We start from the raw sequence: 24,746 nt of genomic DNA, 5'->3' as shown, positions 1-24,746 counted from the left end.
GTACGCCAATGGCCACGTTACTTGATGGAAAACGGGTCTGGGCAGAAAAGAATCTGAACCAGATTTAATCTGACAGACACCTGTATAAATAACCGGTAACTGTCAGATCAGGTCTGAGCTAGTACAATTTAGGTAACGCTTACGGCCACATCGCACTGGGCGTAGATGACGTCGCTGCCGCCTGCGATCGCATTCGCAATGATGGTGGAAAAGTGACTCGTGAAGCGGGCCCGGTAAAAGGCGGTTCTACCATTATCGCCTTCGTTGAAGATCCGGATGGTTACAAGATCGAATTGATTGAAAACAAACATGCCGGTCACGGTCTCGGCAACTAAGCCTGACGATTCAGCCTGTCATTTCCGGCAGGCTGACGTTCTCTCCTTCCTCTGGTGACCTGCTGCACCCAACGCTGTTTTTTGCCATAATGCGCGCTGCCCTTTTTCTGCAATGAGATCCTGATGTCTGAATCGAATTCCCTAAACGCGCTCAACCAACGCTTCCGTGGCTTTTATCCGGTAGTGATCGATGTTGAAACTGCTGGCTTCAACGCACAAACCGATGCGCTACTGGAGATTGCCGCAACGACGCTGAAAATGGATGAAGATGGCTGGATCCACCTCGACCAGACAATGCATTTCCACGTTGAACCTTTTAAAGGGGCGTTATTACATCCCGAGGCGTTAGCGTTTACCGGCATTGACCCGCACAATCCTCTGCGTGGTGCCGTTAACGAATATGACGCACTGCATGCCATTTTTAAAATGGTGCGAAAAGGTATCAAAGATACCGGCTGCAATCGCGCCATTATGGTGGCGCATAATGCAACCTTTGACCTCAACTTTATGAACGCCGCCGCCGGGCGAGCGAGTCTGAAGCGCAACCCTTTCCATCCTTTTGCTACTTTTGATACCGCTGCGTTAAGCGGATTAGTCTTAGGTCAAACGGTATTAGCGAAAGCGTGTAAAGCGGCAGGCATGGATTTTGACAGTACCCAGGCGCATTCTGCGCTCTATGATACCGAACAAACCGCGACGCTGTTTTGTGAACTGGTTAATCGCTGGAAGCGGCTTGGCGGATGGCCTTTGCCGTTTGCGCAAGGAGATGTGGCAGAGAACACCGCTGACTAGCTGACAGTAAAAAGGCCGACTGTGGTCGGCCTTTCGTATTATTCCGCTTCTTTAAACTTCTCAGCGGTTTCTTTGATTAGCGATTGCAGTTCGCCACGCTGGAACATCTCAACAATAATGTCACAACCGCCGACCAGCTCGCCATCAATCCACAGCTGTGGGAAAGTTGGCCAGTTCGCGTATTTCGGCAGTTCCGCACGAATGTCTGGATTCTGCAGAATATCCACGTAAGCGAAACGCTCACCGCAGGCTGACAGCGCCTGCACCGCCTGAGCAGAGAAACCACAGCTCGGCAGTTTCGGCGAACCTTTCATATACAGCAGGATCGGGTTTTCTGCGATCTGGCGCTGAATTTTTTCTACAGTACTCATAATTGCCTTCCTTAATTCGTCATTTCGTGTTTGTTTATTGTAGCGACTTCGTCCCCGGACTGAAAACGGGATTTTGCAGCCGCTGAGGTTAAATCGCCACGCAGGTTGCTTCGTTTAGTCAGCGATAATTCTCTGTTTCACAGACTGGCATGGATACATTAATAATTAGCAATAATTTCGCTGATATAAACCACTGAAATTGCACATTTTAACCCCAAATTAACGCGGCGAACAGATTAATAGAAAAAGGACTTACTTTTTTAAAAAAAACTGGTCTAAAATTGCTTCGGCCCTGATCGCGGATCAGAATTTTCTAACTCTGTTATGGCCTTTTTAACCTGACAGCACAACTTATAACCGGACTATGCGTTTACTGATTACGCTTTTCATCCTGGCTTTTGCCCAACTGTTTTTTAACGTCGCCTCTGCTTCCCCGCAGATGCCGGTTAATGCCAGTCAGCATAAAGCAGAGAAAAAAAGTGCGCGTGAAGACGAGCGGCGCAAGCGTCGTCCGGTGAAAAGTACCGTGAAGAAATCTCGCCAGGTTACCGTTCAGAAACTTAAACTGAAAAAAAAGCGAGCGGCCGTAGCCGCAGTTAACGCCGCCACTCAAAAAAATACGCATAAACTTTCCAGCAAGCGTCACGGTCAATCTCGATCAACGAAAATCGTGAATGAAATTAATGACATCAGCACCCTCAGAATGAGCAAATCTCACCGTCAGCGTTATCAAAAAGCGCGCGCAACCGCGATGGCGAAATTAATGGGACAGCTGGGTAAACCGTATCAATGGGGTGGCGTATCGCCGCATACCGGCTTTGATTGCAGCGGCTTAGTCTGGTACGCCTACAAAGATTTACTGAAGTTCAAAATTCCCCGTACCGCGAACGAAATGTATCATCTGCGTGATGCAGCACCGGTTAAGCGCGAATTGCTGGAGAAAGGTGATCTGGTCTTTTTCCGTATTAACGGACGCGGCACCGCCGATCACGTTGGCGTCTATTTAGGCAACGGTAAATTTATTCAGTCGCCGCGCACCGGCAAAGACATACAGATTAGCGCATTGGGTGAAGATTACTGGCAGCGGCACTATATTGGTGCGCGTCGTATGATGACGCCAAAAACCATTCGCTGAGGTATTTGCCTTCGCAGGCAGAAGAAGCCGGATGACAGAGTGGCCCTCCCAGGCAGACGCTCCGTTATCCGGCTTTTGTATTAGTGCAGAATGGCGGTAAAGCTAAATGCCAGAATCATTAGCAGCGCTGCGCCGCTCGTCATCAACGCCAGTTTTATATCGGTACTCATCACCTCTCCTTAGCCACACAGATTGTAGGGATACTGCATTTTCCCATAAGGTCCGGTAAAAATCTCGTTTTATCCGCTCAGCCTTGTTAGAATCCTGTTTTTGTTGCGCAACATGCGCAACATGCGCAACGTCGGTTCCGTTCACCGTCTTTTTTGGCATTTTTACCTATCCAGACGCCAGATCACAGGCAAAAAAATTGCATTTTGGTGGGCAAAAACCTCAGCCGACGCAATCGTTTAACATGATACTTATCAATAGGTTAAGATAAGTTCAGGAGTCTCTTTTTCATGGCAACAATTAAAGATGTGGCGAAACGAGCGGGAGTATCGACCACCACCGTCTCACACGTCATCAATAAAACGCGTTTTGTGGCAGAAGAAACGCGCAATACCGTCTGGCAAGCCATCAAGGAGCTGCACTATTCGCCAAGCGCTGTGGCGCGTAGTCTGAAAGTTAATCACACCAAAACGCTGGGATTGCTTGCGACTTCCAGCGAGGCGCCTTACTTCGCAGAAATTATTGAAGCCATTGAAAATCACTGTTTTGAGAAAGGTTACACCCTGATTTTAGGTAACGCACACAATGGCTTGCATAAGCAGCGTGCTTATTTATCAATGATGGCGCAAAAGCGCGTCGATGGTTTATTAGTGATGTGTTCCGAATATCCAGACGATCTGTTGAAGATGCTGGAAGAGAATCGAAATATTCCCATGGTGGTCATGGACTGGGGCGAATCACGCGCTGACTTTACCGATACCGTGTTGGATAACGCTTTCCAGGGCGGCTATCTTGCCGGGCGCTATTTGATTGAACGCGGCCATCGCGATATTGGAGCGATTCCCGGACAGTTAGAACGTAATACCGGCGGTGGGCGTCATGCAGGCTTCTTAAAAGCCCTTCAGGAAGCCAACATCCAACCGCGTGCTGAGTGGATAGTCCAGGGAGATTTTGAACCCGAATCAGGTTATCAGGCCATGCAGCAGATTCTCTCGCAAAAACAACGCCCGACAGCCGTATTTTGTGGCGGCGATATAATGGCGATGGGGGCCATTTGCGCAGCAGATGAAATGGGCCTGCGCGTACCGCAGGACATTTCCGTTATCGGCTATGACAACGTACGCAACGCGCGCTACTTCACCCCGGCGTTAACTACCGTACACCAACCCAAGGCGCAGCTAGGTGAAAAAGCGCTGGAAATGTTGTTGGATCGTATTACCAGCAAACGCGAAGAGTCACAAACCATTGAAGTCCATCCGACACTGATTGAACGCCGCTCGGTAGGCTACGGCCCTTTTCGCGATTATCGCCGTTAATTCTCGCTTAACCATTCCTGATTAAGTGTTTGCGCATCACCTAAATAGCTGAGCAACCAACCCAGCGCCGGTGATGCGCGATCTTCTGCCCAACTCACGCAGCACGGACTCTCTGGAAAAGCCATCGGTAGCGTTAGCTCGACAAGCTTACCGGCGTCAAGTAGTGGACGAGCCAGATGCCCTGGCACCATCGCTACACATAAACCTGCCAATACACAATCCAGCCCGGTTTGCCATTCCGGCACCACCACCCGACGCTGATTATCTAGCGTCCAGGTCATACGCCGCGGCAGCGCGCGCGACGTATCTTCCAGGACAAGTGACGGCCAGCTACGCAACGTATCATCATCCAGCTCACTGGCGAGCGTTAAAGGGTGATCGCGCTGAACCACGCAGCGCCAGTTAATTGCGCCCATATCCTGAAAGGCGAAACGTCCTCCCACGGGAATGGCCTGCGTAGCGCCAATCGCCACGTCGACGCGGCTATCTGCTAAGGCGTCCCATACCCCATTGAATACTTCATAACTGATGATCAGTTCCATATCGGGGAAATGGCGGTAAAAATCTTTCACCAGTTGTCGCGTTCGCTCAGGTTTTACAATGCAATCAATCGCAATGCTTAACTGGCCCCGCCAGCCATTTGCCAGCTGCTGACATTGACGCCGGGTCGCAAGCATTTTTTTGATAACACTTCGCCCTTCCCGGACAAAATGTTCACCGGCTGGCGTTAAAACCACTTCACGATGATGACGTTCGAATAACGGCACCGCCAGCCAGGTTTCAAGCTGGCGTACCGTATAGCTAATGGCAGAAGGTACACGATGTAGCTCTTGCGCAGCGGCGCTAAAACTCCTGCCCCGTGCTACCGCGTCCACGACTTCAAGCGCATATTCGGACCACATAATCTGCCTTCAAAAATTTTAACAGGTTAAGACAAATATTAGCGTTTCACAGCGTTTAATGCACCTTCTACACTCTGCCGCGTTCACTCTGCAAAAATGAGAATCAGATGTTATCAAATAAAGGATTTATCCCTTACCTCGCCTTACTCAGCATGCTGGGCTTTCTGGCAACCGATATGTACCTTCCCGCTTTCGGCGTGATGCAGCAAACCTTTGCTACCTCGCCTGGCATCATTAGCGCCAGTATGAGCTTATTCCTTGCGGGCTTTGCCTGTGCGCAACTGTTCTGGGGCCCCATATCAGACAGGATCGGGCGAAAACCGGTTTTACTGGCAGGTCTGGCGATCTTCGCCTTTGGATGCGCAGGGATGTTGTGGGTTACGGACGTCATTTTTATGTTGGCGCTGCGTTTTATTCAGGCGGTGGGAGTGTGTGCTGCCGCAGTCAGCTGGCAGGCTTTGGTGGTTGATCGCTATCCGCAGGCGCGTGCGAATAAAGTCTTTGCCACCATTATGCCTTTAGTCGCGCTTTCGCCGGCGTTAGCGCCCCTGTTTGGCGCATGGCTTATCAGCCATTTTCACTGGCGTTCAATTTTTTTAGTGTTAATGGTCATTGCTCTGGTCCTTATTGCCGTTACTTTGCGTTTACCCGCCAGATCGACAGACATCAGAGAAAAGCATCGCCAACCGGGCTTTCTTTCACTGCTTCGCTCGCGGGTGTTTAGCGGCAATATCCTGATCTATTCTGCCTGCTCAGCCAGCTTTTTTGCCTGGCTAACGGGTTCACCGTTTATCCTGGCTCATATCGGATTAACGCCAGCAGATATTGGTCTGAGCTATATTCCACAAACGCTCGCTTTCCTGACGGGTGGTTTTGGCTGCCGCGCGCTGCTGAATCGTTTTAACGGCGCGCGTTTGCTTCCCTGGCTGTTAGTGCTCTATAGCCTGAGCATAATGGTGCTGTTTGCCGTTGCTCTCGCCGAACTTAACAATTTGACTACGCTATTACTGCCTTTCTGCGGTATGGCGCTGGCAAACGGAGCTATTTACCCGATTGTGGTATCCAGCGCCCTGCTGCCTTTTCCCCATGCAACCGGTAAAGCCGCTGCACTCCAAAATACGCTCCAGTTAGGCTTATGTTTTATCGCCAGCCTGGCCGTTTCTGCCGGCTTACAGCACGCTTTACCTGCCGCTACGCTGATTATGGCGCTGACCGTTGTGCTGGCGTGGCTGGGTTACAAGCTACAGCATCAGGCCAGCGCACAAACTGATATTGCTTCAGCAAAATCCGTTTGCCAGGATAATCACTAAGGCAATGATTTTTTAGATAGCGTCCTAACAATAAGTCGTTGAATATTGACTCACGTGAGAATATACTCATCTGGGTCAATAAATACGCAACAAATCAATAATATATGAGCCTGTTTTTTGGCGACTTTGTCGCTGGGATGGCGTCTGCACGGTTTTAATTTTGATGGTGCCAGACTGAAGTTGTTCTGTTTTCACGCCTCTGTAATACGTCGGATACTTGACGCACGGACCCTTCCGTGACTTTTCTCACAACTCTGGAGAAATTGACTATTCTTTTTCTCAGGTTCAGGTTGAACAGGTGATGGAGAAGCTATGAGTTCATCGTGTATAGAAGAAGTGAGCCTTGAAGAAAACCATTGGTATCGCATCGTCCACGAACTACTGGAACAAGCAGATATTGAAATCAATGGCTCTCGCCCTTGGGATATTCAGATAAACAACCCTGATTTTTTCAAGCGTGTTTTGCAGGAAGGCTCGCTCGGTTTGGGCGAAAGCTATATGGACGGCTGGTGGGAATGCGAAAGGCTGGATATGTTTTTCCATCACGTCCTTAAGCATAAGCTTGATCAAAAACTGCCTCACCATTTTAAAGATACTTTACGTATCGCTGCCGCGCGCTTAACAAATCTGCAATCCAAAAAACGTGCGTGGATTGTTGGTAAAGAGCATTACGATTTAGGAAATGACCTGTTTTCGCTGATGCTCGATCCTTACATGCAATATTCTTGTGCTTACTGGAAAGAAGCTTCGACATTAGACGCGGCTCAGGAAGCCAAACTAGATATGATTTGCCGTAAACTGCAGCTTGAGCCGGGTATGTCGTTACTGGATATTGGTTGCGGATGGGGCGGTCTTGCTGCTTACGCGGCACGTCATTATGGCGTCAACGTACATGGCGTAACCATTTCGGCCGAACAACAAAAGCTTGCTCAGCAGCGCTGTGAAGGGCTAAACGTCACCATTTTGCTACAAGATTATCGTGACCTTAATCAGCAATTTGATCGCATCGTTTCCGTCGGAATGTTCGAACCTGTTGGGCCTAAAAACTATGCGACCTACTTTGATACGGTTGATCGTAATTTAAAACCTGACGGTATTTTCTTACTGCATACCATCGGCGCCATTAAAACAGATATGAATGTCGATCCCTGGATCGATAAATATATCTTCCCCAATGGATGTCTGCCTTCTGTTCGTCATATCGCCGACGCCAGCGAACCGCATTTCATTATGGAAGACTGGCACAACTTTGGCGCCGACTATGACACCACGTTGATGGCTTGGTATGAGCGATTTTTACAGGCATGGCCACAGCTGGAAAACGCTTACGGTGACCGTTTTAAACGCATGTTCTCTTATTATCTGAATGCCTGTGCGGGAGCTTTCCGCGCGCGTGACATTCAGTTATGGCAGGTGGTATTTAGTCGCGGGGTTGAGGGCGGATTACGCGTCACTCGCTGATATTTCCGCTAAATAATTAAAGGCGCTTGCGCCTTTAATTATTTTCTCCGTTATTCCTGAACGGTTTGTTCTGTGAACGTCTTTGTTGCCGCATTTTCACGCTGGGCCAGCACGCGCTCAACCGTGTCGACAATCGCCTGTGTGTGAGGGTCAATTTCAATATTAACGCGGTCACCAAATGTTTTTGCACCGAGCGTTGTGCGCTCCAGTGTTTCAGGAATCAGGTGCACACAAAATTTGGTTTTAGTCACATCACCCACCGTCAGGCTAATACCATCAATCCCGACAAAACCCTTATGCAGGATATATTTCATTTGCGCCGGATCCTGGATTTTAAACCACACTTCGCGGTTATTTTCCGACTGGATGATTTTGCAGATTTCTGCGGTGGTCATAATATGACCAGACATTAAATGCCCGCCGATTTCATCGCTAAATTTCGCGGCGCGCTCAATATTTACCACATCACCCGGGCGCAAATTACCCAGGTTGGTGACGCGTAATGTCTCTTTAATTAAGTCAAAGCTGACGCGATCGTCGTCAATGGCGGTAACGGTTAAACAACAGCCGTTGTGTGCGACTGACGCCCCCAACGCTAAGCCCGGTAATAACGCTTCCGGCAGTTTGACAATATGGGTGCGAAATAGATCTTTCTCTTCAATGGACACGATTTCTGCGGTGCCCTGCACAATACCGGTAAACATAGCCTTTGCCTCTGCGAAGTTTGCGCTAGTTTATCACAGCTAATGCTGGCTGTTAGGTTCCAGCCGTGGGTGCTGCTTTACAGCTTAGCAAAACGCATTGTGTGACAAAGATTGGAGAATTCTGTTACTCCAGTTACACTATGCCGCGCTTTCCTCAGAGATTATCAATGCGCCTTCATTAATTAACTAAGTCAGGTGTTTACGTGCAGAAGTACTTTACAGAAGCGCGTCAATTGCTGGCCCTTGCGGTTCCTGTCATCCTGGCTCAGGTGGCTCAGACTGCAATGGGATTTGTAGATACCATTATGGCCGGCGCGGTAAGCGCCACGGATATGGCCGCCGTCGCTGTCGGCACTTCCATTTGGCTTCCTGCCATTCTGTTTGGTCATGGTCTTCTCCTTGCATTGACGCCCACCGTTGCGCAACTCAACGGCTCAGGCCGCCGCGATCGCATTGCCGAGCAAATTCGTCAGGGATACTGGTTAGCCCTCTTTGTTGCCGTCCTGATCATGCTGGCGCTCTGGAATGCCGGTTATTTGATCCGGGCGATGCACGACATTGATCCGCTACTGGCGCTAAAAGCCGAAGGTTACCTTCATGCCCTGCTGTTCGGCGCACCGGGGTATCTGTTTTTCCAGGTAATGCGTAACCAGTGCGAAGGCATGTCGAAAACCAAACCGGGCATGGTGTTGGGGTTCATCGGGCTGCTGGTAAATATTCCGTTAAATTATATTTTCATTTACGGCCATTTCGGTATGCCCGCATTGGGCGGCGTGGGTTGTGGCGTGGCGACGGCGTCGGTTTATTGGGTGATGTTTATCTGTATGCGCTTTTGGGTGCGCCGGATGGGCGGCATGCGCGATATTCGCATGGCTGGCCGTTTATCGCCGCCCTCACGCCCGATCCTGTCTCGCTTAGTGACGCTGGGTTTACCCGTAGCGTTGGCGCTGTTCTTTGAAGTGACGCTGTTTGCCGTTGTTGCTTTACTGGTTTCGCCACTCGGTATTGTGGACGTCGCGGGTCATCAGATCGCGCTGAACTTTAGCTCACTGATGTTCGTGCTGCCTTTATCGCTGGGGGTCGCCGCCACCATAAGGGTTGGTTACCGTCTGGGACAAGGCTCCACTGAGCAAGCTCGCATCGCGGCCTGGACGGCACAAGGCGTCGGACTCAGTATGGTGGCAGTCACTGCCCTGTTTACCGTTATCTTCCGCCATCAAATTGCGCAGCTTTATACGGATAATCCTGCGGTTATTACGCTTGCCGCGCAACTAATGCTGCTGGCGGCAATTTATCAATTTTCTGATTCAATTCAGGTAATTGGCAGCGGAATTCTGCGTGGATATAAAGATACGCGATCAATCTTCTTCATTACTTTTATTGCCTACTGGCTGCTGGGCTTGCCTACCGGCTATATCCTGGCAATGACTGACTGGGTGTTTCCGCGTCTCGGTCCGGCTGGCTTCTGGTGTGGCTTTATTATCGGGCTGACCTCAGCAGCCATAATGATGTTATGGCGTATCCGCCGTTTGCAGCAAATACCGGATGAACTCATCTTGACCCGCGCCGCACGCTAAGTGGTTGAACGGGCCAGAAAAGGCCCGTTATGGCTAAAAAAACGACGCATAGCGCAGTTGCTCAACAGTCATGCCGGAAAAAGCGTTTTTCCGCTTGCCAGTCTCTCAACCTGCCGTTAATATTCGTCCCCGCTGTCGCCCTGACAGCATGTTGCGCTCTTAGCTCAGTTGGTTAGAGCACCACCTTGACATGGTGGGGGTCGATGGTTCGAGTCCATTAGAGCGCACCAAGTGCGTCCGTAGCTCAGTTGGTTAGAGCACCACCTTGACATGGTGGGGGTCGGTGGTTCGAGTCCACTCGGACGCACCAATATTGCAATGCGCTCTTAGCTCAGTTGGTTAGAGCACCACCTTGACATGGTGGGGGTCGATGGTTCGAGTCCATTAGAGCGCACCACTTGCTGTTTTCTCCCGTTGCGCAACTCCCCTTTTTCCTGACCTGCTTCGCTTACCCGTACCGCTTTTTAATTGGTTTTCGCATACTTAGCGTCTATACTGTGCCGCGTTGTTTACTTGAAAGGTTTCAGCGAATACGTGCTTACTGCAATAACTCAGATTATTTGCGCAACAACAACGTGGCGGTTAACTTGCATAACCGCACAACTTCCCTGCACGCCTGGCCTTCGTCACCTATTCTTACTCTGTATCGTCCTTTTCAGTTTCACTCAGAATTTTCATTTCGGTGCATTGCTATCGAAGCCCAACTTTTATCATCCATCACAACTTATAGATAATCTGTCATGAAAAAGACTAAGATCGTTTGTACTATCGGCCCAAAAACCGAATCTGAAGAGATGCTGACCCAACTGCTTGAAGCAGGCATGAACGTTATGCGTCTTAACTTTTCCCACGGCGACTACGCCGAACACGGCCAACGTATCACTAATATGCGTGCTGTGATGAAAAAAACCGGTCGTCAGGCGGCTATCCTGCTGGACACCAAAGGCCCTGAAATTCGCACCATGAAGCTGGAAGGTGGCAATGATGTCTCCCTGAAAGCGGGCCAGACATTTACTTTTACTACCGATCAAAGCGTTATTGGTAACAATGAACGTGTTGCTGTGACGTATGCTGGCATTACCACAGACCTGAAAATTGGCAATACGGTATTGGTTGATGATGGATTGATCGGCATGGAAGTCGTTGAATTTACAGAAAATACCGTGGTATGTAAAGTGCTGAACAACGGTGATCTCGGTGAAAATAAAGGTGTGAACCTGCCAGGCGTCTCCATTCAGCTGCCTGCACTGGCCGAAAAAGACAAGCGCGACCTGATCTTCGGTTGTGAACAAGGCGTTGATTTCGTGGCCGCTTCCTTTATCCGTAAACGTTCTGACGTGCTGGAAATCCGTGAGCATCTGAAGCAGCACGGCGGCGAGAATATCCAGATCATCTCTAAGATCGAAAATCAGGAAGGTTTGAATAATTTCGATGAAATTCTTGATGCCTCTGACGGCATCATGGTTGCGCGCGGCGATTTAGGGGTGGAAATCCCGGTAGAAGAAGTTATCTTCGCGCAAAAGATGATGATCAAAAAATGCAATAAAGCCCGCAAAGTGGTTATTACCGCCACGCAGATGCTGGATTCGATGATCAAAAATCCACGCCCTACCCGCGCAGAAGCAGGCGATGTGGCTAACGCTATCCTGGATGGGACTGACGCGGTGATGCTGTCTGGTGAAAGCGCTAAGGGTAAATACCCGCTGGAATCGGTTACTATCATGGCGACCATCTGTGAGCGTACCGATCGCGTTATGAAGCCACGCATTGACAGCCAAAACGACACGCGCAAACTGCGCATTACCGAAGCGGTATGTCGTGGTGCGGTGGAAACTGCCGAGAAGCTGGAAGCACCACTGATTGTGGTGGCTACCGAAGGCGGTAAATCAGCTAAAGCGGTACGTAAATATTTCCCTAACGCCACTATTCTGGCATTGACCACTAACGCCACCACCGCACATCAGCTGATCCTGAGTAAAGGTATTGAGACGCGCCTGGTGAACGAAATTGCTTCTACTGATGATTTTTATCGCCTGGGTAAAGAAGCGGCACTGGAAAGTGGTTATGCACAAAAAGGTGATGTCGTTGTCCTGGTATCTGGTGCGTTAGTACCAAGTGGAACCACAAATACAGCATCGGTTCACATGCTGTAATTATTTATTGGTTTTTTATTTAATAAGCGCCTTTTAAAGGCGCTTTTTTATTTTTCACTTAATACAAATGCTGGAAAATTCCAATCGAAAATAACTATTCAAATATGCGTTAAATTAAGGTTAATCCGATTAAATCTCTCTGTTTTCGCTAAATTTTTTTATCATATTCTGCTAACCGCTGTTTCTTTGAGCGAACGATCAAATTTAAGCATCTTCTCATCAAAAAATTATTCTCAACTTAAAAAGCTTTGTGTAATACTTGTAACGCTACATGGAGATTAACTCAATCTAGAGGGTATAAATAATGAATCGTACTAAACTGGTACTGGGCGCGGTAATCCTTGGTTCAACTCTGCTGGCTGGTTGCTCAAGCAACGCTAAAATCGACCAGCTGTCTTCAGACGTTCAGACTCTGAATGCTAAAGTTGACCAACTGAGCAATGACGTGAACGCAGTGCGTTCTGACGTTCAGGCTGCTAAAGATGACGCAGCTCGCGCTAACCAGCGTCTGGACAACCAGGCTCACTCTTACCGTAAGTAAGAGTTCTGGTTTAAAAATGGCGCCCTTGAGGCGCCATTTTTTTCTCTCCTTTATCCCTTCCCTGGGCTCGTGTTATGTCAACAACGGTATTTCCGCTTCTTAATGTGCCTGACTGCCCATCGCCTGGCTGATCGTCTTGCTCTGTCCTTCCTGTGACGTCTGGAGCACGGCTGGCAGTGGCGTATTGCCCTGCACCGCTTCCCCACTGTTTACCAGCACCGGCATGCCGGAACGACGCTCTATCGATGCTTTGATTAGCGCCGTGTCGCTGTTCTCGCTTTTCATAAATTTTTTGAAATTAGCGCTTAATGCAATCGGCATGGTCTGCGGATCGTCCTTGTCGTTGCGCGACAGCGGTTGGTGCACTTCAATATACCGTTTCCCGTCTGGCTCCACCGCGTACTTCACTGGCTGATTGATAATCTGTACCCGTGTTCCTTTCGGTACGCCATTAAACAGCGCTTCAATATCTTCAGAACGCAGGCGAATGCAGCCTGAACTGACACGCATGCCAATACCAAACTTCGCATTGGTCCCATGAATCAGATATTGTCCCGTACCGCGCGCCAGACGCAGCGCAAACAGCCCCATCGGATTATCCGGACCTGCAGGCACCACAGCCGGCAGCGTGACGCCCTCTTTCGCATAGCGCTTGCGAATATTCTGCGTTGGCGTCCAGGTTGGGTTGGGGATCTTCTGGCTGATGCGGGTGATCATGATGGGGGTGGCAGCGCCTAGCTGACCAATACCGATCGGATAAACGATGACCTTATCTTCACCTTTCGGATAATAGTAAAGACGCAGCTCCGCCAGATTCACCACAATACCTTCACGCGGCGTATCAGGCAGGATCATTTGCAACGGCACGGTCAGTTGTGTCCCGGCTTTAGGTAACCAGGGATCTGTCCCTGGGTTCGCTTCCAGCATACCCAGCAAACCAATCTTATATCTGGCGGCGATGTCCTCAAGCGGACGTTTGTTATCAGGGACCTGAGTAAGGACGTTTTCACCAATCAGGCGACTATCAGGCGGAGGTAGAGGATATTCCGTGGCAAAAGTGGGTGCAGAGAGCCCAAAACAGGACAGCAGCAGTGCACCGGCTAAACGTAAAGCAGGTTTCATGCAATTTTCTCGTCAGATAAAAAAACAGACGCCGGTTGGCGTCTGTCGAGTTTAGCTTAGGAGAGGTTCTGAGCGGTATGGCGAATAGACCGAATCATCGCTTCCAGGCCCTGCGAACGCGTGGGCGTGAGATGCTGTAGCAGAGCTAATTCACCGAACCAGTGACGTACATCAAGCGCGACAATTTCGGTGGCAGACAGGTTTTGATAAAGGCTAAAGACTATTGCAATCAACCCCTTAACGATAGCCGCGTCACTGTCACCCTCAAAGTCAATATGCCCATCGGACTGCGGCGTCATGCGGATCCATACCTGGCTTTGACAACCAGAAATAACGTTCTCTGGTTGATGCAAGCTTTCAGAGGATTCTGGGAGTTTCGCTCCCAGCTCTATGATGTAAAGGTATTTCTCTTCCCAGTTAGCGCAACGATTAAAATTGCGAACCAGCTTCTCTTTTTCTGGCAAATTCGCCATTTATGACTCCCTTTACTCTACTCAACCGCCCAGCAGACGATGAATGCGCGTCAGGCCAGCCGCCAGACGATCCGCTTCTTCTTCGCTATTGTAGAAAGCAAAAGAGGCGCGACACATTGCCGGAACGTCGTAATGGCGCATCAGCGGCATAGCGCAATGATGACCGGTACGAATCGCAATGCCATATTGATCGAGGAAACTGCCCACATCAAAGGCATGATGCTTGCCGAGGTTAAAGGCGATCACGCCCGCTCGCGCCTGTGGACCGTAAATTTGAATATCCGGCACCGAAGCCAACTTATCCAGCGCGTAATTCATTAATGCACTTTCACGTTGATGAATGGTATCAAGCCCTAATGCCTGCACATACGCCAGCGCGGCACCTAAGCCGATAATGCCACCCGTATTCGGCGTACCCGCTTCAAAGCGCCAGGGCGATGAGTTCCATGTCGTACCGGTTGGCAGAACCACACTGGAAATCATCGAGCCGCCACCTTCCCAGGGAGGCATGTCATCAAGCAACGTTTTACGACCGTACAACACACCCGTCCCGGTTGGCCCATACAATTTATGGCCGGAAAAGATGTAAAAATCACAGTCGATGTCCTGCACGTCTACTTTGTCGTGCATTACCGCTTGCGCGCCATCAATCAGCGTGACAACACCCGCCGCTTTGGCCTGTGTCACAATCGCTTTAACCGGATTGACCGTTCCGAGCACGTTAGAAACATGCGTCACCGCCAGCAGGCGTGTACGGCTGTCAATCAGGTCAGCAAGCTGTGTCAGCGCCAGCTCACCGGTATCGGTTAAAGGCAGCACGCGGATTTCGGCACCGGTACGCTGCGCAACCATCTGCCACGGCACGATATTAGCGTGATGTTCCATTTCGGTAACGATAACATTATCGCCGGGCTGCAATTGACTGCCGCCCCAGCTATTCGCAACCAGATTGATACCTTCGGTGGTCCCTTTAACAAACACAATCTCTTCTGGCGAAGACGCATTAAGAAAACGTGCCGCCTGATCGCGAACGTTTTCCATGTCGCTGGTTGCTTGTGCGCTAAGGGTATGAATACCACGATGCACGGCAGCATAGCCGTGCTGGTAGAAATGGCTTTCGGCGTTAATCACCGCCAGCGGACGTTGTGCGCTGGCCGCACTGTCAAGATAAGCCAGCGGATGACCGTTGACCTCACGCTTCAGGATCGGAAAGTCCGCCCTGATCCGCTCGAGATCGAAGTTCATCATGAGTCGCCTCCGGGAAAGCGTGCAGCAATACGTTGCAGCACTTCCTGACGCAGCACTTTATTATCCAGTGCTTCAGTCAGTTCTGCGGCAAAAGCATGAATAATCATGGACTGTGCCGCGTCCTGCTCAATACCGCGTGAACGCAGATAAAACATCTGTTCGTCGTCAATGCGGCCTACGGTTGCGCCGTGGCTACATTTAACGTCATCAGCATAGATCTCAAGCTGCGGTTTAGTGTCCACTTCAGCCAGACGTCCCAGCAACAGGTTGTTGTTGGTCATCTGTCCGTCAGTTTTCAACGCGTGCTGAGCCACTTTGATGTGACCATTGAATACCGCACGCCCTTTGTCACGCACGATGGTTTTGTGCATCTGACGGCTAATGCAATACCCTTTATTGTGCTCCAGATAAGTACGGGTATCCGCGACTTCCTGTTTCACTGGCAATACCAGGCTATTAATTGCCAGCTGGGTATTTTCACCGTTTAGCTGCGTACTGGTGTTATGACGTGTCAGCCCGGCTCCCAGCAGAAAGCTGGTGCTGCTGACCTCGGCGTCACGTCCAATCACTATGTCATTGTGCGCGAAGTGATAGCTTTGGCTGTCTTCAAACGCCAGCTTGGTGTGCGTTAAACGGGCATTATCTGCAACGTCAAAGGTAAAACGTGCACCAGTGAAGTGTGAAGTCGCGTTCAGGGTCACGTAATGCTCAATGACTTCTGCTTCTGCGCTTTGTTCAAGTTGCAGATGATGACGATGATGCACAGTATTCATGCCATCCTGCTGACCGCTGATAATATGGAGCAAATACAGCGGACGAGCCGCCGCTTTGCCACGCGCCAGGCGAATCATTGTCACCTCTTCCGCCAGGCTTTCGGTCAGATGCAAAAAGACTTCCGGTTGAACCGGCGCTGGCAGCGGACGACGTTCGGTCGCCAGGCTGTGTTGGATCTCAAACAGCTCAGTGTCAGACGCGCTCAGCGCGGGCTGGAAACGACCATCAACAAATACCAGGCGCACCGCATCCAACGGCAGCGCAAGCGCATCAACCTGTTCGGCACTGAGCGTCTGGGCCTGCGGCAGAACAAACTGCTGAGACAGTAACGACTCCAGCGGCGTGTATTTCCAGTTTTCATGCTTGCGGGTCGGTAAACCCACACGCATCAGTTGCTGCCAATGCTGCTGGGCCTGCAATGAGCGCACGTCGCCACGTGATTCAAACAGGTGATGCCACTGCTGCAGCGCATTATCACTCTTCGTCGGTAAGCCAGCCATAACCCTGCTCCTCCAGCTGTTTCACCAGCGAAAAGTCGCCAGTTTTCACAATTTTGCCTTGATACAGCACGTGCACGAAGTCTGGCTTGATGTAATCCAGAATACGTTGATAGTGCGTAACGATAATAAAGGCGCGCTTCTCATTACGCAGGCTGTTCACACCGTTTGCTACGATTTTCAGTGCATCAATATCCAGACCGGAATCGGTTTCATCAAGAATGCACAGTTCAGGTTCCAGCGCAGCCATTTGCAAAATATCGTTGCGCTTTTTCTCGCCGCCGGAGAAGCCAACGTTTACCGAACGGGTCAGCAAATCTTCCGGCATTTTCAGCAGATGAATTTTGTCTTCAATAAAATCCTGAAAATCAAACCGATCTAACTCTTCCTGCTGGCGATATTTACGTACTGCGTTAACAGAGGTTTGCAGGAAAAACTGGTTGCTAACGCCTGGAATTTCTACCGGGTATTGGAACGCCATGAAAATGCCTTCACCGGCGCGCTCTTCAGGCTCCAGTTCCAGCAGGTCTTTGCCTTTAAACGTGACGGAGCCACCGGTCACTTCATAATCGTCACGCCCCGCCAGGGTCGCAGACAAGGTACTTTTACCCGATCCGTTCGGCCCCATAATAGCGTGAACTTCACCCGGTTTAATTTCGAGGTTCAGGCCACGCAAAATGGCTTTATCTTCAACGCTAATCTGTAAATCTTTAATGCTTAACATACTTAATCCTTCACATTGCTTCCGGCAACGCGTGTGACGGCATCAGCCCACACTGTGCTCAAGGCTGATAGCTAATAGTTTTTGTGCTTCCACGGCGAATTCCAGCGGTAGCTCAGAGAATACATCTTTGCAGAAGCCGTTAACGATCATTGAGATCGCATCCTCTTCGCTGATGCCACGCTGCAGACAATAGAACATCTGATCTTCACCGATACGCGAAGTCGTTGCTTCGTGCTCCAGTTGCGCCGTGTTGTTGCGCGTTTCAACATAGGGGAACGTATGTGCGCCACAGTCCGGGCCAATCAGCATTGAGTCACATTGCGTGAAATTACGTGCATTGGTCGCGGTTGGCATGATTTTCACCAGACCACGGTAGGTGTTCTGGCTTTTACCCGCCGAAATCCCTTTGGAAATGATGGTCGATTTGGTGTTTTTGCCAATATGAACCATTTTGGTGCCGGTATCGGCTTGCTGACGGCCGCTGGTTAAGGCCACGGAATAGAATTCGCCGACCGAGTAATCGCCACGCAGAATACAGCTTGGGTATTTCCAGGTAATTGCCGAGCCGGTTTCGGATTGCGTCCATGACATTTTGCTGTGATCGCCTTCACACAGCGCACGTTTGGTGACGAAGTTCAGAATGCCGCCTTCGTTTTCACCACCGGGGAACCAGTTCTGCACGGTGGAATATTTCACTTCAGCATTTTTGTGGATAATGACTTCAACCACCGCTGCGTGCAGCTGGTAAGTATCCCGGACCGGAGCTGAACAACCTTCGATATAGCTGACGTAGCTGTCTTCATCAGCAATCAGGATAGTTCGTTCAAACTGACCGGTTTTCGCCGCATTAATACGGAAATAGGTAGAAAGCTCCATAGGGCAACGCACCCCTTTCGGGATGTACACAAAGGTACCGTCAGAAGCCACAGCGGAGTTCAGCGCGGCAAAGAAGTTATCATTTGGCGGAACCACCGTACCCAGATACTTTTTCACCAGTTCCGGATGATCGTGGATCGCCTCGCCAAATGAACAGAAGATAATGCCCTGCTCCGCCAGTTTGCTGCGGTAGGTCGTCGAAACGGAAACCGAGTCAAAAATGGCATCCACAGCCACTTCTTTACCTTCACGCACCGGAACGCCCAGCTGATTAAACGCGTTTTCCACTTCCTGCGTCAGGTAATCGCTGGCTGGCGTATTCCCGGAAGCCTGGGTTGCCCCTGGCTCAGAGGCGCAGCTGTCATCGCAATTGCCGCAGGACGGTGCGGAATAATAGCTGTAATCCTGATAATCCAGTTTTTCGTAGTGCGCTTTCAGCCAGTGCGGCTCTTCCATTTCAAGCCAGGCACGGAAGGCTTTAAGACGAAACTCCAGCATCCACTCTGGCTCGTTACGCTTTGCCGAAATTGCGCGCACCACATCTTCATTGATGCCATGCGCAAATTCTTCGGTTTGCAACTGGGTAAAGAAGCCCTCTTTGTAATTGAGCTTGCCTTCCCACATTTGTACATCGTCAGATGCTTCGCTGTGTCGTGACATATTTCACTTACTCGACGCCAAAGCTTTCACCACACCCGCAGGCATGCTGAGCTTTAGGGTTATTAAATTTAAAGATCTGATTCAGGCCCTCGCGGACATAATCCACTTCGGTGCCATCGACAAACGGCATTGCCTGAAGCGGCACAAACAGCGTTGCGCCATGAAACGAGAATTGCAGATCGTCATCGACTGGCTGTTTAACCAGATCCATGACATAACCAAAACCGGCACAGCCGGATTGTTTCACACCCAGACGCAAGCCCTTGACTTCCGGGTCTTGTGCGACCAGATTGAGAATTTGTTGCGCTGCGGTTTCGGTCAGCGTCAGTCCTTTCCAGACGAAATCGTCGGGTGAGAAAGAGTCTGCGTTAACAGATGCCATGTTGATACCTCTTGAGTCTGGACCTTTTCAGGCTATCCCCCTATGGTAGTGATCTGTGAGATCACTTCAACCTCTTGTTTTGCAGGGATAATCATCTTGTGCTGTTTTTAATCGCTGATTTATTAAGCATAGTCTCTTCACGTCACTTTGCGGAAAGGCTGCGATTAGGGAAATGCATTATGTAACCTGTTAAGAAATAGGGAAATTTCATTTCATCACTTTATGATGAAAAGCTTATTGATAGGTTACGCCTTTCTGTGATGTAAACAGATTGTTATTTCCAATTGTACTAACAGGTAATGTTAATCGATAATTTTTTCTACCGAAGCAATTGCAATCCTGATTCAATTGAATATGATAATTATTATCATTCACCTTTCAGGGCGGTTTTATGACGCTTTCTGTCTCAGCCTGGCTTCAGCAGAAAATCGATGAATACACGTTTTCTGTGCGAGACATCACTGTCGACTTCTACCTGTCGCAGGCGAAACTTGACCGGGCCGACTGTTCCATCCAGCAATTACGTCAATTCAACGATACCTGTGTAGATATGGCTGAAATCTGCCAGCTCAACGGTGATGATCACAGTTATCTGCATGCGATGGGTAAACTCCATCACCGGTTAGTGCAGGAAATGGGCAACAGCGATCGTGATCGCCTGTTCCGCATTCAGGCCTACCAACTGGCACGTTTATCCCTTACTCGCCTTTGCCATCAGCTCGCAATGGTGGGTGAGTGGAATAAAGCCACCGCGCTGCAAAGCGACTTTGTTCGTCACGCGGGCTGGATATTCTAATCCAGCCACGTCGTGACGTCGCGCACAATTTTTTTACAAAATCTCTAACAAGGCCTGAAGAGGATGGCGCATCCCATTGCCTTCCACGCGCTTTACCTGGCTACGGCAGGAGAAGCCGGTTGCCAGACAGCGTTGCCGTGGCAGCTTTTGCAATTGTGGATGCCAGGAAAGTGCATAAATTCCCAATGAATTTTCAAGGTTTTTGCTTTCGTGGCCATAAGTGCCCGCCATGCCACAGCAACCGACATTAATATTTTCCAGCTTCGCGCCGAAACGAGAAAAAATGTCCTGCCATTGATTTGGCGTTGATGGCAATGCTGTCACTTCCGTGCAGTGCGCAAATAAATACCAGGCCTCGCCACTGGTGTTTTGCACTGCACGCTCAGTTACCACGGTTTGCAACCACTCCTGCACCAGCTGCACATTGAAATCGCCACGGGTATCGCCCAGCGTCTGGCGATATTCATCGCGGTAACACAACACCGTTGCCGGATCGACGCCGACCATCGGCATAGTCAGCTGCGCGACACGATTAAGGAAATCAGCGGTTTTACGGGCAGTACGCGCAAAACGTTGCAGGAAGCCTTTAACGTGCTGCGCCTTGCCGTTCGGTGAAAAGGGCAACAGTACCGGGTGATAGCCCAGCTTTTCAATCAGCTTCACGAAATCGTTAACCAGCTTAGCTTCGTAAAAGCTGGTAAAGGGATCCTGCACCACCAGCACATAATTTGCGCGCTGCGCTTCAGTCAATGCTTCCAGCTGTTCCAGTGTCATATTCATGGCCGGATGTCCGCTTAGCTGTTGCCTGAGCGTTGGCGAGGAAAGTAACGGCAAATCCACCATGCCGATGTGCTTTTTACTGATTTCGCGTATCCATGGCTGTTTAAGGAGGAAATTAAAGGTTTTAGGCGCTTTCGCCATCAGCGGCGCGTAATTTTCCACTGCCGCGACCAGATGATCGCTCATCGGACGGAGATAGCGCGTGTGATAAAGTTGCAGAAAACGGGAGCGGAAATTCGGTACATCAATTTTGATCGGGCATTGCGTTGAGCAGGCTTTACACGCCAGGCAGCCCGACATCGCTTCTTTCACTTCATGTGAAAAATCATACTCACCTTTATTCGCATGCCAGCTATGGCGCGTGCGGCTGATAAACGTGCGCAAAGAGAGGCGATTCTCAGGTAGCTGCTTTTCCAGTTCGAGCGGATCAACGCCCTGCTCTGCCAGCAGACGCAGCCATTCGCGGGTCAGCGTCGCGCGTCCTTTTGGCGAATGAATGCGATTTCAGGTAATTTTCATTGACGGGCACATCGGACTGCGCACGTCAAAGTTAAAGCACAAGCCATTGCCATTGCACTCCATCGCGCCGCGCCAGTCGTTACGCACCGTTAAGGGAATTTGGCGATCGTATGTGCCGCGCTTGACCGCATCGATCTGCATCATTTCGGCCTGACTGTCGAAAGGCGTGCAAATTTTACCGGGGTTAAGACGATTATGCGGATCAAACGCCGCTTTAATGCGACGAAGCTCATCGAACAACGCTTCACCAAAAAATTCCGGGCTGTATTGCGCACGAAAACCTTTGCCGTGCTCGCCCCACAGCAGACCGCCATAGCGTGCCGTTAGCGCCACCACCTCGTCGGAGATCTGCTTCATCAGCATTTCCTGCTGCGGGTCTGTCATATCCAGCGCCGGACGCACATGCAATACACCCGCATCTACATGTCCAAACATGCCATAACTCAAGCCATGGCTGTCCAGCAGCGCGCGAAATTCGACAATATAGTCAGCGAGATTTTCAGGAGGGACCGCGGTATCTTCAACGAAGGGGATGGGTTTTGCGCGACCTTTGGCATTTCCCAGCAATCCCACCGCTTTTTTACGCATGTTATAGATGCGTTCAATGCCATCCAGATCATCACACAGCTGATAGCCAATTACCCCACCCTGCTGCTGTGTCATTAACGTATCCAGTCGCTGACACAGGCTGCTGAGCTGATCTTCAATCAGCTCAGCATTGTCGCCCGCGAATTCAACGATGTTCAGCCCCTGCATATCTTTATCTGGCACATCCGTAATCAGCTCTTTTACTGAGTGCCAGACGATGTCCTCCCGCGCCAGGTTCAGGACTTTTGAATCGACGGTTTCAACCGATAGCGCTTTGGCCTCAACCATAAACGGTGCATTACGCAGCGCAGAATCGAAAGAGTCATATTTAATATTAACCAGCCGACGAACTTTGGGGATCGGCGTAATATCCAGCCGTGCTTCCGTAATAAAAGCTAACGTCCCTTCTGCGCCGCACAACAAACGTGTCAGATCGAATGTCTGCATATCGTCACTAAATACGTGGCGCAAATCATACCCGGTCAGAAAACGATTGAGCCGGGGGAACTTCTCCAGAATCAGTTTGCGCTGCTCGCGACACCGGCTTATTACCTGCTGATAAATGCGCCCTTCCAGCGTCTGCGTTTGTCCCAGGTTTTCCGCCAGCGCGGTTGCCATTGGGCGCGTATCAAGAATCTCGCCGCCCAGTAACACCGCCCGCAAACCCATGACGTGATCGGAAGTTTTGCCATACACCAGCGAGCCTTGTCCTGAAGCATCGGTATTGATCATTCCGCCTAGCGTAGCGCGGTTGCTGGTTGATAACTCCGGCGAGAAAAAAAAGCCAAACGGCTTCAGATAAGCATTCAGTTGATCTTTAATGACGCCCGCTTCTACCCGCACCCAGCCTTGCTCTGGATTGATTTCCAGAATGCGGTTCATATGGCGTGACATATCAACGATAATGCCCTGATTCAGCGACTGTCCGTTGGTGCCCGTGCCTCCGCCGCGTGGGGTAAAGACCAGGCTGGTAAAACGCTCTTCACTGGCTAAACGGGCGATCAGCGCCACATCAGCAGTGGAACGGGGAAACAGCACCGCATCGGGCAGTAATTGATAAACACTGTTATCGGTGGAAAGGGAAAGACGATCGGCATAGCTGGTCGCAGTGTCGCCGGTAAAGCCTTGCTCTTTCAGCGACTCAAGGAATGTCAGCACCAGTTGAATAAGGCCTGGCGCCTGTGAAATCTGTGGGATCATGAGTGTGAGACCGAGATGTTGTAAACGTTTGCGTCTGTGTGATTTGCTTTAATCCCTCGTTTTATCACATTTTTACTGTGCCTGCCGTTTTTTCAGGAAACGTAAAAACCTTTCCCTTGTGCCCTGTTTAAACGCCATTAAATAGCTCATGATTAAACCGGGCGCGTAAAGCCCGGAATTGAAGGATGTCAACGAGGCCATATGTTAATTATGAAAAGTCAGTACCGGGACATGGATCTACCGCAGATACTGTTTACCTTAATGTTCATTTTACTGCTGATTATCGCCTGTTTATGGGTCGTTCAGCCATTTATTCTGGGCTTTTCCTGGGCCAGTATGGTGGTGATTGCCACCTGGCCGCTAATGCTTAAATTGCAGCGCCTCTTATGGGGACGACGATCGCTGGCAGTTATCGTTATGACGCTTCTGCTTCTGCTGCTGTTTATTATTCCCATCGCGCTATTGGTGAATAGCCTGATCGATAACAGCGCGCCAGTCATCGCCTGGGCAATGCAAGGTCACATGCTGCCTGAGCTGAACTGGCTCAATAGCATTCCGCTGATTGGCGAAAAGCTTTTCTCCAGCTATCAAAAGCTGGTAGCTGGCGGCGGCGCAGCGATTATGGCTAAATTGCAGCCCTATATCGGGCGCACAACGGGGTTTTTCGTGGCGCAGGCCGGCCATTTCGGTCGTTTTATGATCCACCTGGCGGTGATGTTGCTGTTCAGCGTGCTGCTTTACTGGCGTGGTGAACAAGCGGCACACGGCATCCGTCATTTTGCCTTTCGCATGGCGGGACGGCGTGGTGATGCGGCGGTATTACTGGCGGGACAGGCGATTCGTGCGGTGGCGCTGGGCGTCGTAGTGACCGCGCTGGTGCAGGGGGTGTTGGGCGGCATTGGCCTGGCGATTTCCGGTATACCTTACGCCACGCTGTTGACGGTGTTAATGATCCTTTGCTGTCTGGTGCAAATCGGCCCGTTGCTGGTACTGGTGCCCGCCATCATCTATCTCTACTGGAGTGGCGACACAACATGGGGCACAGTTTTATTAGTCTGGAGTTGCGTGGTTGGCACTCTGGATAACGTGCTGCGGCCCATGTTGATCCGCATGGGGGCCGATTTACCCATGATTCTGATTCTGTCTGGCGTGATTGGTGGCTTGATCGCGTTTGGTATGATCGGTTTATTTATTGGTCCGGTCGTGCTGGCAGTTTCTTACCGCCTGGTTTCGGTATGGATGCACGAAGCGCCTTCACCTAATGACGACCCCTTGACGGTGGTTGAGGAACTGGGTGAGCACGACGAAGAACCTCCCGCATCCTGACCTTTCAATGATTAGG

General features: G+C 50.3%; 21 protein-coding genes, 3 tRNA genes and 2 pseudogenes. 14 read left to right on the top strand and 12 right to left on the bottom strand.

All coding sequences use genetic code 11. The features are described from left to right. Positions 1-122 precede the first annotated feature (122 nt). Positions 123-335: pseudogene (locus QRY16_RS09235) on the top strand (VOC family protein); the annotation flags it as partial. A gap of 123 nt (positions 336-458) precedes the next feature. Then, on the top strand, positions 459-1,127 hold the full coding sequence (gene rnt, locus QRY16_RS09230) for a ribonuclease T (protein ID WP_193404062.1): 669 nt from the start codon (positions 459-461) through the stop codon (positions 1,125-1,127). Between the two features lie 38 nt (positions 1,128-1,165). On the opposite strand, the gene QRY16_RS09225 is transcribed toward rnt, so the two are convergent. Then, positions 1,166-1,501 (bottom strand): Grx4 family monothiol glutaredoxin, encoded by a 336-nt coding sequence (locus tag QRY16_RS09225; protein WP_176035873.1) that lies wholly within the window; start codon positions 1,499-1,501, stop codon positions 1,166-1,168. A 361-nt stretch (positions 1,502-1,862) separates the two neighbouring features. Between QRY16_RS09225 and QRY16_RS09220 the strand changes: the two genes are divergently transcribed. Continuing rightward, entirely contained in the window at positions 1,863-2,633 is a 771-nt protein-coding gene (locus tag QRY16_RS09220; RefSeq protein WP_193404061.1) for a C40 family peptidase, read from the top strand. 80 nt (positions 2,634-2,713) lie between these two features. Here QRY16_RS09220 and cydH read toward each other — a convergent pair whose 3' ends face one another. After that, a complete protein-coding gene (gene cydH / locus QRY16_RS09215; RefSeq protein WP_193404060.1) occupies positions 2,714-2,803 on the bottom strand; it encodes a cytochrome bd-I oxidase subunit CydH in 90 nt (29 codons plus the stop codon). A gap of 288 nt (positions 2,804-3,091) precedes the next feature. Here cydH and purR point away from each other — a divergent pair, with 288 nt between their 5' ends. Beyond that, entirely contained in the window at positions 3,092-4,117 is a 1,026-nt protein-coding gene (purR, locus tag QRY16_RS09210) for an HTH-type transcriptional repressor PurR (RefSeq protein ID WP_289776360.1), read from the top strand. On the opposite strand, the gene punR is transcribed toward purR, so the two are convergent. Next, positions 4,114-5,019, bottom strand: a complete 906-nt coding sequence (gene punR, locus QRY16_RS09205) for a DNA-binding transcriptional activator PunR (RefSeq protein WP_289776359.1) — start codon at positions 5,017-5,019, stop codon at positions 4,114-4,116. The genes purR and punR overlap by 4 nt on opposite strands. A 107-nt stretch (positions 5,020-5,126) precedes the next feature. On the opposite strand from punR, the gene punC reads away from it, so the two are divergent. Beyond that, the gene (gene punC, locus QRY16_RS09200) at positions 5,127-6,329 is read left to right on the top strand and encodes a purine nucleoside transporter PunC (protein WP_289776358.1); all 1,203 of its coding nucleotides are present in this window, start codon (positions 5,127-5,129) and stop codon (positions 6,327-6,329) included. 312 nt (positions 6,330-6,641) lie between these two features. Beyond that, a complete protein-coding gene (gene cfa, locus QRY16_RS09195) occupies positions 6,642-7,790 on the top strand; it encodes a cyclopropane fatty acyl phospholipid synthase (RefSeq protein WP_289776357.1) in 1,149 nt (382 codons plus the stop codon). A 50-nt stretch (positions 7,791-7,840) separates the two neighbouring features. Here cfa and QRY16_RS09190 read toward each other — a convergent pair whose 3' ends face one another. Then, positions 7,841-8,494 carry a riboflavin synthase subunit alpha gene (locus QRY16_RS09190; protein ID WP_289776356.1) on the bottom strand — a complete coding sequence of 218 codons (654 nt, stop codon included), beginning with the start codon at positions 8,492-8,494 and terminating at the stop codon, positions 7,841-7,843. Between the two features lie 203 nt (positions 8,495-8,697). Here QRY16_RS09190 and QRY16_RS09185 point away from each other — a divergent pair, with 203 nt between their 5' ends. The 6 genes from QRY16_RS09185 (at position 8,698) to QRY16_RS09160 (ending at position 12,765) form a co-directional block, all read left to right on the top strand. Continuing rightward, positions 8,698-10,071, top strand: coding sequence for an MATE family efflux transporter (locus QRY16_RS09185; RefSeq protein WP_289776355.1), 1,374 nt, complete (start codon positions 8,698-8,700; stop codon positions 10,069-10,071). 153 nt (positions 10,072-10,224) lie between these two features. Then, a tRNA-Val gene (locus tag QRY16_RS09180) sits at positions 10,225-10,301 on the top strand. A gap of 3 nt (positions 10,302-10,304) precedes the next feature. After that, a tRNA-Val gene (locus QRY16_RS09175) sits at positions 10,305-10,381 on the top strand. A gap of 10 nt (positions 10,382-10,391) precedes the next feature. Then, positions 10,392-10,468: transfer RNA gene (locus QRY16_RS09170), tRNA-Val, on the top strand. A gap of 343 nt (positions 10,469-10,811) precedes the next feature. Continuing rightward, positions 10,812-12,224 carry a pyruvate kinase PykF gene (gene pykF, locus QRY16_RS09165; RefSeq protein ID WP_289776354.1) on the top strand — a complete coding sequence of 471 codons (1,413 nt, stop codon included), beginning with the start codon at positions 10,812-10,814 and terminating at the stop codon, positions 12,222-12,224. A gap of 304 nt (positions 12,225-12,528) precedes the next feature. Beyond that, entirely contained in the window at positions 12,529-12,765 is a 237-nt protein-coding gene (locus QRY16_RS09160) for a major outer membrane lipoprotein (protein WP_006118977.1), read from the top strand. Positions 12,766-12,864: 99 nt separating this feature from the next. On the opposite strand, the gene QRY16_RS09155 is transcribed toward QRY16_RS09160, so the two are convergent. Genes QRY16_RS09155 through sufA form a run of 7 tightly spaced genes read right to left on the bottom strand, consistent with a single transcriptional unit; the run spans position 12,865 to position 19,521 of the window. After that, positions 12,865-13,887: a L,D-transpeptidase family protein gene (locus QRY16_RS09155; RefSeq protein ID WP_289776353.1), complete on the bottom strand. Its 1,023-nt coding sequence runs from the start codon at positions 13,885-13,887 to the stop codon at positions 12,865-12,867. A gap of 56 nt (positions 13,888-13,943) precedes the next feature. After that, a complete protein-coding gene (gene sufE, locus QRY16_RS09150) occupies positions 13,944-14,360 on the bottom strand; it encodes a cysteine desulfuration protein SufE (protein WP_193404053.1) in 417 nt (138 codons plus the stop codon). A gap of 21 nt (positions 14,361-14,381) precedes the next feature. Next, positions 14,382-15,605, bottom strand: coding sequence for a cysteine desulfurase SufS (sufS, locus tag QRY16_RS09145; RefSeq protein ID WP_289776366.1), 1,224 nt, complete (start codon positions 15,603-15,605; stop codon positions 14,382-14,384). After that, positions 15,605-16,882, bottom strand: coding sequence for a Fe-S cluster assembly protein SufD (gene sufD / locus QRY16_RS09140; RefSeq protein ID WP_289776352.1), 1,278 nt, complete (start codon positions 16,880-16,882; stop codon positions 15,605-15,607). Before sufD ends, sufS begins: the two co-directional genes overlap by 1 nt. Continuing rightward, on the bottom strand, positions 16,857-17,603 hold the full coding sequence (gene sufC / locus QRY16_RS09135; protein ID WP_289776351.1) for a Fe-S cluster assembly ATPase SufC: 747 nt from the start codon (positions 17,601-17,603) through the stop codon (positions 16,857-16,859). The genes sufD and sufC overlap by 26 nt, the downstream gene beginning before the upstream one ends. A gap of 42 nt (positions 17,604-17,645) precedes the next feature. After that, the gene (gene sufB, locus QRY16_RS09130) at positions 17,646-19,139 is read right to left on the bottom strand and encodes a Fe-S cluster assembly protein SufB (protein ID WP_289776350.1); all 1,494 of its coding nucleotides are present in this window, start codon (positions 19,137-19,139) and stop codon (positions 17,646-17,648) included. 7 nt (positions 19,140-19,146) lie between these two features. Then, positions 19,147-19,521, bottom strand: a complete 375-nt coding sequence (gene sufA, locus QRY16_RS09125; RefSeq protein ID WP_193404049.1) for a Fe-S cluster assembly scaffold SufA — start codon at positions 19,519-19,521, stop codon at positions 19,147-19,149. A gap of 391 nt (positions 19,522-19,912) precedes the next feature. Here sufA and QRY16_RS09120 point away from each other — a divergent pair, with 391 nt between their 5' ends. Further along, on the top strand, positions 19,913-20,317 hold the full coding sequence (locus tag QRY16_RS09120; RefSeq protein WP_193404048.1) for a hypothetical protein: 405 nt from the start codon (positions 19,913-19,915) through the stop codon (positions 20,315-20,317). Positions 20,318-20,350: 33 nt separating this feature from the next. Here QRY16_RS09120 and ydiJ read toward each other — a convergent pair. After that, positions 20,351-23,404, bottom strand: a pseudogene (gene ydiJ, locus QRY16_RS09115) (D-2-hydroxyglutarate dehydrogenase YdiJ). Between the two features lie 210 nt (positions 23,405-23,614). Between ydiJ and ydiK the strand changes: the two are divergent. After that, entirely contained in the window at positions 23,615-24,730 is a 1,116-nt protein-coding gene (gene ydiK, locus QRY16_RS09110) for an AI-2E family transporter YdiK (protein WP_289776365.1), read from the top strand. The last annotated feature ends 16 nt before the right edge of the window (positions 24,731-24,746 follow it).

Origin of the sequence: Mixta mediterraneensis, from assembly GCF_030283135.1 — a bacterium.
Taxonomy (GTDB): domain Bacteria; phylum Pseudomonadota; class Gammaproteobacteria; order Enterobacterales; family Enterobacteriaceae; genus Pantoea; species Pantoea mediterraneensis.
Note: the sequence above shows the minus strand (reverse complement) of the source record. Positions and strands in the feature narration are given on the sequence as shown.